The organism is Methanoculleus sp. UBA291 (genome assembly GCF_002499755.1).
Taxonomy (GTDB): domain Archaea; phylum Halobacteriota; class Methanomicrobia; order Methanomicrobiales; family Methanoculleaceae; genus Methanoculleus; species Methanoculleus palmolei.
On the sequence record NZ_DANC01000002.1, the window covers coordinates 1 to 11,569 of the forward strand.

Sequence of the window (11,569 nt, forward strand, 5' to 3'; positions counted from 1 at the left end):
CCCCTCCCCCGAACGCGATATCCCCACGGTCCATTGTACGGAATCTTCTCATCACATTGGCTGTTTGGATTTTGGCGACCAATCCATGCATCCAGCCTCACGATCCGTTAACCCCGTCAGGCACGATTCGCTCCAATTTACACCCGGCACCGGCACAGCGCGCACGCACCTCCCGGCACCCCGTTCCTCCGGTCCTGTTGGAACCCTGACGGGAGACAAACATACCTTTTTGATGCTTCCGAACGGACCTATAATACCAGAATACGTGAACCCGGGGGCGCATTCCGACCGAAACGACCCGCTTCAGGGTTCCTTTGTGCAGTATGGTCAACCTTTTTTGACATCCGGACAAAATAAGAGGAGAGGAAGAGAGGTCATGTGTATTGCAATGCCCGGTGAGGTTCTGGAGATAAAAGAAGGCAATATCGGCGTCGTCGACTTCGGAGACCTGCAGCAGGAGGTCCGGCTCGACCTTGTGGATGTGAAGGTCGGGGAATTCGTGCTTGTCCACGTCGGGTTTGCCATCCAGCGCCTCAGCAGAGAAGATGGGCTCGAGACCCGTGAGGTCTTCAAGCAGGTTTACGCCGCGATGACGGAGGAGTAATGCACGAGTACAGCATCGCCTACGACATCTACACGACCGCCCGCCGCGCTGCGCTCGATAACGACGCAAAAGGGGTGAAGCGTGTCTATGTGGATGTCGGTAAAATGGCGATGGTGAACCCCGAACAGGTGGAATTTCTCTTTAATATCATCATCGAGGACGACCCGCTCTTCTCGGGCACCCGGCTCTCGTGCCGGGACGTCGAGGCACGCACCCGCTGCTCCTGCGGCTACGAGGGGAGCGAGCGGTTTGTCTGCCCTCGGTGCGGAAAACTTCCGGAAATCGTTGCGGGAATGGAGATCGTAGTCACGAACGTCGAAATAGAAGTGGACGAAGAATGAAAGTCAACCTCATGCACGGTGCCGGCGGCGAAGTGATGGGCGAACTCTTGCGCGTCATCACGAACCTCAAACACAACAACGCCGGTGGAATAGGACTCGAATCGCTCGATGACGGGGCGGTCATCCCGCTCAACGGCCAGAATATCGTTTTTACGACCGACAACCACGTAGTCTCGCCGATCTTCTTCCCCGGCGGGGATATCGGGCGCATTGCCGTCTGCGGGACCATCAACGACCTTGCGATGATGGGCGGTCGGCCGATCGCCCTCTCGTGCGGCATGGTCATCCCGGAAGGTTTTGAGGTGGCGGACCTCGAACGGATCGTTGCATCGATGGACGCCGCACTTGATGAATGCGGGGCGAACCTCGTCACGGGCGACACCAAGGTGCTCGAGCGGAGCGCCCTCGATACCATCGTCATCAACACCGCCGGTATCGGCGTCGCCGGGAGGGTGGTGCGGGATAACGGTCTCCTGGCCGGTGACCGGATCATCGTCAGCGGCACCATCGGCGACCACGGTATCGCCATCATGACTCACCGCGAGGGGTTCGACTTCGGCGACCAGATCCGCTCCGACGTTGCACCCCTCTGGACGCTCGTTGAGCAGGCGCTCGCCGCCGGAGATATTCATGCCATGAAAGACCCGACGAGGGGCGGATTTGCGAACGCCATCAACGAGATGACGAGAAAGAGCGGCGTCGGCGTCGTCGTCGAGGAAGAGGCCCTCCCTTTCAGGGCGAATGTCCGGAGTGCCGCCGGGATGCTCGGCATCGATCCTCTTGAAGTGGCCAACGAGGGCAAAGTCGTCATGGGGGTTGCGCCAGACGATGCCGAGGCCGTCCTTGCGGCGCTCCAGAAGCACCCCTACGGGCGGGACGCCGCGATCGTCGGGGAAGTGGTCGACGGGTCCGGTGTGATCATACGAACCGCCATCGGCGGGGAGCGGTTCATCGAGCCGCCCATCGGCGACCCGGTCCCGCGCGTCTGCTAGCGGGTACCCGCGCCTCATTTCTTTTGATGCAAGGTGATGTGACCCGCGCCTGTAATATACGATTGATGCTGTTACGTGGTTGAAGGAGAGGTATAAGACGATGACGGAGGGGGCGGACATCGAGGTGCGTCTGGTGGATGCCTGGGACGTGGAGACGATTGCGGACCTTTACCGGGCGGGCGGCTGGTGGAACGAGGAGTGGGACCCGGCCGCGCTCGGCGCCCTCATCGCGGGGAGTTTCGCCTTCGCCGTTGCCGTCGACCCGGTAACCGGACGTGCGGTCGGTATGGGCAGGGTACTCTCGGACGGGGTCTCGGACGGTTACATCCAGGACCTGATTGTCCTTTCCGGGTACCGGGGCCGGGGCATCGGAACGATGATCTTATCTACGCTGATCAGGTACTGCACCTCTGCCGGTGTCACCTGGGTCGCCCTCGTCGCCGAGCCAGGGACCGAAACCTTCTATACCGGGTTCGGGTTTCGGAGAATGGATGGACACATCCCCATGCGGTGGTATCCGGACAAAAGGTGAGACATGCTGAGATTTGCCGACTTTAAACCCGTGAGCCTGGATGATCGCGGCCTCTTTTCCGAGCACTACCGGCAGTATCCCCAGGTGCATAGCGACAACACGTTCGAGAATATGGTCTGCTGGAACCGCTATGCGGACTACCGGTTTGCAAAGGTGGACGGCTCAATCGTCCTATCGAGCACCATAAACGGTGTAACGTCGTTCCGCATGCCCATCGGCCCCAAGAACCCCGACCTCATCGGAGACGTCATCGACCTGGCGGTGAAAGAGGGGGGCGACACACCCCTGTGGGTCCTCGACCCGATAAACGAAGCGTGGACCCGGGAACTCTATCCCTCCCTCCCTCTCCACGAAAGGCGGGATTTCTTCGACTACATTTACCGGACCGGCGACCTCGCCGACCTCGCCGGAAAGAAATACGCCACCATCCGGCGTCAGGTCAACCGGTTCGAGCGGGAGTATGCGTATACGATCGAGGGGATTACCCGGGAGAATATCAACGAAGTCTGGGAGTTTCTGGTGGTCTGGTGCGAATGGCGGGACTGCGACTCGGAGCCCATCCTTGCTCACGAGAAAGACGCCATCCTCTTTGCGGTCAACAACTTTTTTGCCCTCGATCTTGCCGGGTGGATCATCAGGATCGGCGACACAATCGGGGCGATATCGATTGTCGGGCCGGTCAACCGGGATGTGGCGGTCGTCCATTTCGAGAAAGCGCTCCCCGAGGCTTATCCGGGCATCTACAAGGTGATCGCGAGCGGAACCGCGGCTATGCTCCGCGACCGTTACCGCTACGTAAACCGGGAGTGCGATATGGGTGTCGCCGGGCTCCGCGAGTCGAAGACGCGTTACCACCCCGCTTACATGGTCGAGGTGTACTGCACGACCCGGGACGACCTGGAGGCATGCTGCCGGTGACCGCGGATCTGGTCCTCCGGAACGTGGCGCTTCCGACAGGCCGGCGTGCCGACGTCGTCATCGCCGGCGGGATCGTCCGGCACATCGGTGCGCCGGTGCGTGCCGACGAGACACTCGACTGCAGCAGGTACACCTGTCTTCCCGGGGCAGTCGATATGCATGTCCACATGCGGGGAGGGGCTCAGGCGGAGAAGGAAGACTGGCGGACAGGCACGATGAGCGCGGTCGCCGGCGGGGTGACGGTCGTCGTCGATCAGCCCAACACCGTCCCTCCCCTCACCACGCCCGCCCTCCTCCGGGCGCGCATCCGCGAGGCGGAAGAGCAGGCTGTATGCGGGTTTACGGTAAACGCCGGCGTCGTACCGGGAGCCGATCTCGCGGGGATGCGGGATGCCGGTGCAATGGCCTTCGGGGAGACCTTCGCGGCCCCGTCGAGTTACGGTGAGGGACTCGATCCGGAAACCCTCAGGGGGTTGTTCTCCTGCATTCACGCTCTCGGCGGGCTCGCCACGATTCATGCCGAAGAGGTCCGGGGTCCGGCACCGGCAACGCTCGCCGATCACGACCGCACCCGCTCCGGTGCCGGAGAGGCGCGCGCCGTGCGCGGGGTCTCGGACCTCGCCCCCGAAGGTCTGCGTCTCCACTTCTGCCACCTGAGCACCGCCGCCTCAATCGGGGCCGCACGCGGCACGGTGGAGGTGACGCCCCACCACCTCTTTCTCTCGTACGAGATGTTCGAGGACGACGATACCCGGGCCCGGGTGAACCCTCCGCTCAGGGATGAAGAGACCCGGCGCGGCCTCTGGTCTCGCTGGGACGCAATCGACGTCGTCGCCTCGGACCACGCCCCGCACACGCTCCGCGAGAAGGCGCTGCCGTTCGAGATCGCTCCCTCCGGCATCCCGGGGGTCGAGACGATGGTGCCGCTCCTGATGGCGGCGGTCAGGGAGGGGCGGATAACTCTCGCTTCCGTGATCGAGAAGACGTCGTGGAGGCCTGCCGCCATCCTCGGCATCCCCCGCGCGGGGTTTGAACCGGGCGACCGGGCGGACTATGCCTTCTATCCTGACGAAATCACCCGTATCGATGCTTCCTGCCTCCACGCAAAGTGCGGCTGGTCGCCGTTTGAGGGGTTCGCCGCGGTCTTCCCGGAAGAGGTGATCGTCCGGGGTACGCGAGCTTACGCTCAGGGGGATTTCCGGGAGACGCACCCGGCCTGGTATCCCGGGCAAGGATATTTATCATCGAAGAATTAATAATACAGAGCCGATAAAGCGCATCTATAGGTCCCCGGGTGATCGTCAGGCGGGACGCCCGGACATGATCCGCGGGACAACCCAGGTGCGCGACAGGCGCGCCTGGCATATGGGTACGATCGGGTGAGGACCGGCATCAGCCGCCTGTGATCATTGATCGTTAGTGCCGGGCGACATCCTTTCAGGAGACTTTTCTCATGGAACCGTATGCCGACGCCGTCGTTGAGACCGGGAATGGTGTCACCCTGGCGCTTGACGTTACGGCTGGCGCAAAGAAGAAGTCGTTTCCGGCCGGATACAACGAATGGCGCAAGAGCATCCGGTGCCAGGTCACCGCCCCTGCCGTCGGCGGAAAGGCGAACCGTGCCGTTATCGAACTCATCGCCGGGACGTTCGGGATACCCCGCACCGATGTAAACATCGTCGCCGGGCATACCTCTTCATCGAAGACCGTGGCGATCGCCGGTCTCTCGAAATACGATGTTCTTATGCTCCTTTCCTCCTGTGGCGCCTGATCCCGTGCAGACGCCGATACGACGGCCTCCGGATTGGCGTGTTTTTCACCATCAATATCGTATACAGTGATCTGTATCAAAATGTGGACCAAAATTCATCTGTGATGGGGTTTATCCTTTGAAAAACCTTCCGTTTACGGCGCCATTTGATTTAAGTAATTGCACCTTAGATATATAACTGATGTTCATGTCCGCGCGAGGTAACCATGCGCGGGACGTGGAGATCGATTTATACTGAAAGGGGGCACGACTCCATGTATTCACCGGAAACCACAAAATACCTCATTCATCTTACTCTGCAGATCGAGGGGGTGGTCGATAAACCCGACGTGGTGGGCGCTATCTTCGGCCAGACGGAAGGTTTGCTCGGCGAAGACCTTGACCTGCGCGATTTACAGAGGACCGGCCGGGTGGGCCGGATCGACGTCCAGATCACCACGAAAAGGGGGGAGACAAAAGGCGAGATCCTCATCTCGTCCTCGCTCGACCGGGCTGAGACCGCACTCCTCGCATCGTCGCTGGAGACGATCGACCGGGTAGGACCGTGCACGGCCCATGTCATGGTCGACCGTATCGAGGACATCCGGGTGACCAAGCGGCGCAGGATCGTCGAACGTGCAAAAGAACTCCTTTTGGAGGATTTCGATGAAGGGACGATCAACAGCGACGACCTCCTCGACGAAGTCCGGGAGGTTATCCGGATCGAGAAACTCGAGTATCTCGGCGAGGAGAGGGTGCACGCAGGCCCGAACGTCATGACCTCCGACGCCATCATCATCGTCGAAGGCCGGGCCGATGTGATCAACCTGCTGCGCTACGGGATCAAGAATGCGGTTGCGGTCGAGGGGACCAACGTCCCGCGCATCATCATCGACCTCTGCGCGCAGAAGACCGCGACGACCTTGCTCGACGGAGACCGGGGAGGGGAACTGATCCTCCGCGAACTCCTGCAGGTCGCCGAGATCGACTTCGTGGCCTACAGTCCGCGGGGAAAGAGCGTCGAGGAGATGAGCAGAAAGGAGATCGTCAAGGCGCTCCGGAACAAGGTGCCCGTGGAAGTGGTCACCGACCACCGCCCCGGGGAGACGGCGGAGCGGGCTCCCGTCGGCGCATATGGAGGGCCGGAAGAGGCCGTGCCTCTGGAGCCACCGAAAAACAGGGAGGAGAACCGGAAGCCACCGTCGACGCTCGGCGAACACATGGCGGACGTCCGGGACAAAAAGATCGCGCGGTTTCTCTCTCCCGACTATACCGTCCTCCTGGAATCGAACGCTACCGATGTCGAAGGCGCCCTCCAGAACCTGAACGGCGATGTTGAAGGGCTTGTCATGGACCGGGTCGTCGATCAGAAACTCCTCGATCAACTCGGAGGAAAGAACCTCGAGTTTGTAGCCGCTCGTGATTATCAGGGGATCATAAAGCGCCCCCTGTCCATCCGGCTTATAAAGATTGAATAAATTTTATATCGGGTGCAAATTTATAAATATCTATATCCACTATTTTTATCTCCGGGAGAGAATATGCACAAAGAAGAGTTAATAGCCTTACATGGGATTCTCACTGAGATTAAAGACTTTTTTGAGATGCAGAACCCGGAGTTGAAGTTCTCGCAGTATTATGCGTTGAAAATCGACCCTTCTCAGGTGCATAAGAGCAAAATGGAACATAAGTATGCAATATTCGTGCTCGGAACGGAACTTGCCAACGCCATGAAAGATGTGGAGTTTGCTTCATCGAGCCGGATCTCCGCCAGGATGAAGGAACTTGCGGAGAAGACCTTGAAGGAGATCGAGTATCTCCAGTAACGATCATCCCCGCCGCCCCTCTTTTCTCAGGCCCGCATATTGCGTTCCCGTTCGATGAGATAGGCGGCCAGCAGATTCGGGATGGGGGCCGCCATGCAGTGCCAGTTCGGCGTTCCGTTCACTTCAAGGACCGTGTAACCCTCTCTATCCCGGAGGAGATCGACGCCGCAGTAATCGATCCCGATCGCCGCTGCCGAATCTTCGGCGATGGCGCGCATCTCATCATCGATCGGGACCGGCATGCCGGTCCCCCCCTGGTGGATGTTGTGCATCAGCCCCTCAGATACCCGGGTAATCGCGCCGACGGCCTCTCCACCGAGGACAAAGACACGGAAGTCCCGATCGTTCGGAATATACTCCTGCAGGTACCAGGGTCCCGGCCCGAGGTCGTCCGGCTTCGTCACGAGCCTGATGCCGTTCCCATCGTATCCGTAAAGCGGTTTATAAACGACTTTCCCGTGCCGCAGAAGAAAGTCCCGTGCCTGCTCCTCCGAGCAGAGGTAGGCCGTCCTGGGTGTGCGCACCCCTTTCCGGAGCAGGAGTGCCGACGTCATCACCTTCGACGCGCAGGCGACGATGCTTTCGGGTGTGTTGATCACCCGATTATCGAGCGCGAGCACGCTCAGGGTCTCGAACTGGTGCCCGTCCTGCCGGATCCCGCAGGCCCACACGAGTTCATTCTCAAGCCCGGAGTTGAGCGGGTCGATTGTACCGAGGTCGAGGAGGGCGTATCGGGCGTCGGCTCTCTCCAGCTCCTGCATAACGGCGCCGGTCGAGTTGTCGTCCGGCGTATCGGTCGGTTTAGGAACGATATAGATCATTTCGTCTCACGTCCGGGGCTGTTCGTAGTGCAGTACCCTTTTGTATCTCGCCGGATATAACCGGTAGGGAAGGGTGTCATGCAGAAGAACCGGATCTGTATCATCGGGTGCGGAAATCCTCTCATGGGAAACGACGGGGCGGGCATTCGGGCGATACAACTCTTTGAAGGGAGGTATACCGGCGTCGATGTCATCGATGGCGGCACCGGGGGACTCGGTCTGATCCCGTTGATGGAGGGGTACGAGAAGGTGGTGATCGTCGATGCGATGGTGGACGTCGGCGACCGTATCGGCGAGGTCCTCACGTTTGAAGCGCCGCCTTCCCGGGGGGAGACCCTCGCGTGCGCACTCCACGATCTCGGGATCGGGGAGGCGGTAGCCGTAGCCCGGGAACTCGGGTACGCCGGGGAGGTTGTGATCGTCGGGATCGAAGCAGGGGAGATCCGGGCATTCAGCCGGGAGATAGACAGCGCGGTCGAAGAAGGGGTCCGGGTTGCCGGGAGGGAGATCCGGAAGATCCTCCGGAGATGGACTGGCGAGGCCGTTGGCGCGTTGGGAAATGAGAATAGTGAGTATGGGTAACTATATATGCCGGACACTTTTCCAAAGGGATAAATAGCAAGACTTATTTTATAGCACTGAACTAAAGGTGTCTGAATGCAACTGCCGCGAGGTCGGTTTCATCGTCTTCTCAAGTCCACGACATCCCGTGCCTTGATAGAAGAGATGAACTCATCACAGTTCACCGGGACCTGTATGATTGCCCTTGGTAGTGAGAGTGCAGTCTTGGTGCTGAACGAAGGTCTGGTGGTGCTTGCCGAATATGGGGGCATAAAAGGGCAGCACGTACTGGATACACTACTTGAAGGCGGAGAGAGCGAAGTGGCGGCAGAGTTGAATTCTCTGACGCCGGAACAGATCCAGCTCTCCCTGGAGTTCAACCGGCCCTGTGCGATTGCCGAACCCGATGCCGGAAGGCAAAAAAAATCGATGTCGGGCAAGGCTGCCCCGAGAGGGACGAAAAGGACCGGTGCGGCATCTTCGTCAAAGCACCGTCCGGAACCGCCCGCGGAGATGCATCACATTCCCATGCCGGGAGTGAAATCCTTGCAGGAGACGACTGCGGTTCCTCCGTCTGCGAGCAATGATGCGGCTCCTCCATCTACGAGTGATGAAATGGAAACGCTTGTCCAGAACATGGAGGATCTGGACGTTGATCAACTTGTCGGCAGTTTCAAAGTTAACTGCAAGGAGATGCTCCGGAGAATTCATCTCGACCATCTCATTCAGGACAAAGACACGTAACAGCAGGAGCAGATTACAGAATGGATTCAGCAAGCATTATCCTGGTATTCCTTAGTTTCATCGCTGTCATGGTGATTGCGGGTTTCGCCGGCGTTTTGTATCTCCTCTCAACGATCGCCCGGGCACTCACCGGGAAGCAGCAAGAAGCGGTTTCGAACGCTCCAGGGACGAAACCGGCTCCGGTCAAGCCCGCGATATCTCCGGGCACGATCGATCCCGGGCATATGAGGAGTTTGGAGGAAAATCTCGGTGCAATCCGTGAGAAATACAGCCTTGCATCGTTCACCCTGGCTACCGCAGACGGCCTCCTGATCAGTTCGACAGGGCCCGGCGGCGAGGACGAAGCCGCGCGCTACAGTCATCTCTACGCCCAGGGAAATCTGCGTGACGAGACCGGCGTTGAACTCCTCGGCATCCCTTACCGTGGGGAGACAGTGATCGGCATTGCTCGTCCTTCTGAGCACCTCTCTGCCGAACTGATGAACGCACTCGGGCAGGACACTCAGAATGCCCTGCAGCACTGGGTGTAAGCCGGTACTCTAAAAAAAACGAGTGATCATATGGTAAAAGTGTATACAATCGCATCCGGTAAAGGCGGCACCGGCAAAACGACGGTCACAGCAAATCTCGGGTCGATGCTGGCCCGGTACGGAAAGAAGACCTGCATCCTGGATGCCGACGTCGGGATGGCGAATCTCGGGCTCATTCTCGGGCTCGAGGACCTGCCGGTGACCCTGCATGAGGTGCTGGCAGGCAAAGCGCGTGTCAGGGACGCCATCTATGACGGGCCGTTCGGCGTGAAGGTGGTCCCGTGCGGGCTCTCTCTGCAGGGTTTCCAGCAGTCGGACCCGAACCGGCTCAAGGACATCATGACCGATCTCGTGGGCGAGTTCGACATCCTGATCATGGATGCCCCCGCAGGAATCAGCAGGGACGGCGTCATCCCGCTGACTATTGCCGACGGCGTCATCCTCGTCGTAAATCCCGAGATATCCTCGATAGTCGACTCCCTAAAGACGAAGATCCTGACCGAGACTGTCGGCGGGCACGTTGAAGGGGCAATCATCAACCGGGTTGCCGGTAACAGCGAGGAGTTCAACCATGCACAGATGGAGAAACTCCTCGGGGTCCGGGTGCTCGGGGTCATACCCGAAGATCCCAATATCCGGCGGGCATCGGCCGGCAGGACCCCGATCGTGGTGAAGTATCCGACGTCCGTAGCGTCCCGGGCGTTTAAGCATATCGCGGCCGATGTAGCAGGGATCGAGTACGTTGAAGAGGCGGCAGCGGTACCGCGGGAACGTTTCGTCGACCGGCTGGCTCGTGCTCTTTTTCGGGCAAAGGCGTGAAGACCGGAGTTACGTCTCCCCCTTCACCACGTCTTTCTTTACCAAACGATCGACATAAACGCCTCTTTTTCGAGCCGGACCGCACCAGGTGTCCGGGCCCGCTACAACCGACCTGAGTTTTGTTTGATTTCCCTCACGTAAACAGAAACCAGGGTTTTTCAGGAATGATTCGGAATCAATCCCCGATAGTTGATACCCTCTATAAGAGTGAATAAAATCCATAAATATTGTACCGGCGAGAAATATTCCTATCGTGCAAACTATATATAATCATGTTTTAATACCAGGAGATGGTAACCACAATCAGAGGCTCGTAATGGATATACGTGTGGATAAGGACGCATGCGTCGGGTGCGGTCTCTGCGTCAAAGACTGTCCGATGCACGTGTACGAACTCCAGAACAATGTGAGTGTTCCCGTCAGGCCGAACAACTGCATGGGATGCCTGTCCTGTCATGAGATCTGCCCGGCTCAGGCACTTGAGCACCGGGGCATCTACCCTGCCAGGAGGCACTATGTCGACATTAAAGTCTGTGAGATGCTCCGGAAGGTGATCTGATGACCGCTGGTTATATCGACGAACTGCATGAGGCGTTTCACTCCGATCTCGTCTATCGGCCCGAGGATATCCCCCTCGACTGCTCGCCGAAACCAAAAGAGATGGAGCAGACGCTTCACGGCGTGATGAAACTCAACGGCCTTATCATCAGGTCTCTTGAAGAGATTGCAGGCAGGGGAGCGAACGCAGTCACCTACCGGGCCGGAAAGAAGTTCGGCCACGAGGTTGCCAAGTACTTCCAGAAACGCGAGGACGTGGAAGGGGCGCTCCACGAACTCTCCGACCTGCTGTCCGGTCAGTACTCCTTTGAGGTCTGGAAACCTGAGGATAAGGAGACGTTCATCATCGAAGAGAACGGTGAGACGTTCATTTACCTTGTCTTCCACGACTGCATCGTCCGCCAGACGCTTCGGCGCAACGGCCTTGACCAGGGCGGCCCGCTCTGCCAGACGCTCTTCGGCTACGTCGTGGGCGCAGTTGAGGAGATCACCGGCCGGAAAGCCAAACTTGAGATCGTGCACACCGGTCCGAACGCCTGTCTCAAGAAACTGGTCCTTAAATGAGGCGAAATG

The 11,569-nt window shown here is 59.0% G+C and carries 16 protein-coding genes; 15 read left to right on the forward strand and 1 reads right to left on the reverse strand.

Going from position 1 to position 11,569, the window contains the following annotated elements; all coding sequences use genetic code 11:
• The first annotated feature begins 376 nt into the window (after positions 1-376).
• The 9 genes from BP737_RS00030 (at position 377) to BP737_RS00070 (ending at position 6,963) form a co-directional block, all read left to right on the forward strand.
• Entirely contained in the window at positions 377-604 is a 228-nt protein-coding gene (locus BP737_RS00030) for a HypC/HybG/HupF family hydrogenase formation chaperone (RefSeq protein ID WP_292409020.1), read from the forward strand.
• Positions 604-945 carry a hydrogenase maturation nickel metallochaperone HypA gene (locus BP737_RS00035; RefSeq protein WP_342685801.1) on the forward strand — a complete coding sequence of 114 codons (342 nt, stop codon included), beginning with the start codon at positions 604-606 and terminating at the stop codon, positions 943-945. The genes BP737_RS00030 and BP737_RS00035 overlap by 1 nt, the downstream gene beginning before the upstream one ends.
• Positions 942-1,937, forward strand: coding sequence for a hydrogenase expression/formation protein HypE (hypE, locus tag BP737_RS00040; RefSeq protein ID WP_342685802.1), 996 nt, complete (start codon positions 942-944; stop codon positions 1,935-1,937). Before BP737_RS00035 ends, hypE begins: the two co-directional genes overlap by 4 nt.
• Positions 1,938-2,037: 100 nt before the next feature.
• Positions 2,038-2,469, forward strand: a complete 432-nt coding sequence (locus BP737_RS00045) for a GNAT family N-acetyltransferase (RefSeq protein WP_292409027.1) — start codon at positions 2,038-2,040, stop codon at positions 2,467-2,469.
• Positions 2,470-2,472: 3 nt separating this feature from the next.
• On the forward strand, positions 2,473-3,387 hold the full coding sequence (locus BP737_RS00050) for a DUF2156 domain-containing protein (RefSeq protein ID WP_292409029.1): 915 nt from the start codon (positions 2,473-2,475) through the stop codon (positions 3,385-3,387).
• On the forward strand, positions 3,375-4,643 hold the full coding sequence (pyrC, locus tag BP737_RS00055; RefSeq protein WP_292409031.1) for a dihydroorotase: 1,269 nt from the start codon (positions 3,375-3,377) through the stop codon (positions 4,641-4,643). Before BP737_RS00050 ends, pyrC begins: the two co-directional genes overlap by 13 nt.
• A gap of 197 nt (positions 4,644-4,840) precedes the next feature.
• Positions 4,841-5,158, forward strand: a complete 318-nt coding sequence (locus tag BP737_RS00060) for a DUF167 domain-containing protein (RefSeq protein ID WP_292409033.1) — start codon at positions 4,841-4,843, stop codon at positions 5,156-5,158.
• A gap of 254 nt (positions 5,159-5,412) precedes the next feature.
• On the forward strand, positions 5,413-6,615 hold the full coding sequence (dnaG, locus tag BP737_RS00065) for a DNA primase DnaG (protein ID WP_292409035.1): 1,203 nt from the start codon (positions 5,413-5,415) through the stop codon (positions 6,613-6,615).
• Positions 6,616-6,678: 63 nt separating this feature from the next.
• Positions 6,679-6,963 (forward strand): UPF0058 family protein, encoded by a 285-nt coding sequence (locus BP737_RS00070; protein WP_292409037.1) that lies wholly within the window; start codon positions 6,679-6,681, stop codon positions 6,961-6,963.
• 26 nt (positions 6,964-6,989) lie between these two features.
• On the opposite strand, the gene BP737_RS00075 is transcribed toward BP737_RS00070, so the two are convergent.
• On the reverse strand, positions 6,990-7,784 hold the full coding sequence (locus BP737_RS00075) for an ATP-grasp domain-containing protein (RefSeq protein ID WP_292409039.1): 795 nt from the start codon (positions 7,782-7,784) through the stop codon (positions 6,990-6,992).
• Between the two features lie 78 nt (positions 7,785-7,862).
• Between BP737_RS00075 and BP737_RS00080 the strand changes: the two genes are divergently transcribed.
• From BP737_RS00080 to BP737_RS00105, 6 genes are all read left to right on the forward strand, one after another.
• Positions 7,863-8,366 (forward strand): hydrogenase maturation protease, encoded by a 504-nt coding sequence (locus tag BP737_RS00080; RefSeq protein ID WP_292409041.1) that lies wholly within the window; start codon positions 7,863-7,865, stop codon positions 8,364-8,366.
• Between the two features lie 144 nt (positions 8,367-8,510).
• Positions 8,511-9,089: a hypothetical protein gene (locus BP737_RS00085; RefSeq protein WP_292409043.1), complete on the forward strand. Its 579-nt coding sequence runs from the start codon at positions 8,511-8,513 to the stop codon at positions 9,087-9,089.
• A 68-nt stretch (positions 9,090-9,157) separates the two neighbouring features.
• Complete coding sequence (locus BP737_RS00090) at positions 9,158-9,619, forward strand: hypothetical protein (protein ID WP_292409045.1); 462 nt, start codon at positions 9,158-9,160, stop codon at positions 9,617-9,619.
• Positions 9,620-9,649: 30 nt separating this feature from the next.
• Positions 9,650-10,438: a cell division ATPase MinD gene (gene minD, locus BP737_RS00095; RefSeq protein WP_292409046.1), complete on the forward strand. Its 789-nt coding sequence runs from the start codon at positions 9,650-9,652 to the stop codon at positions 10,436-10,438.
• Positions 10,439-10,754: 316 nt separating this feature from the next.
• Positions 10,755-10,997, forward strand: a complete 243-nt coding sequence (locus BP737_RS00100) for a 4Fe-4S dicluster domain-containing protein (protein WP_292409048.1) — start codon at positions 10,755-10,757, stop codon at positions 10,995-10,997.
• The gene (locus BP737_RS00105; RefSeq protein WP_342685803.1) at positions 10,997-11,560 is read left to right on the forward strand and encodes a hydrocarbon binding protein (contains V4R domain); all 564 of its coding nucleotides are present in this window, start codon (positions 10,997-10,999) and stop codon (positions 11,558-11,560) included. The genes BP737_RS00100 and BP737_RS00105 overlap by 1 nt, the downstream gene beginning before the upstream one ends.
• Positions 11,561-11,569: the final 9 nt, after the last annotated feature.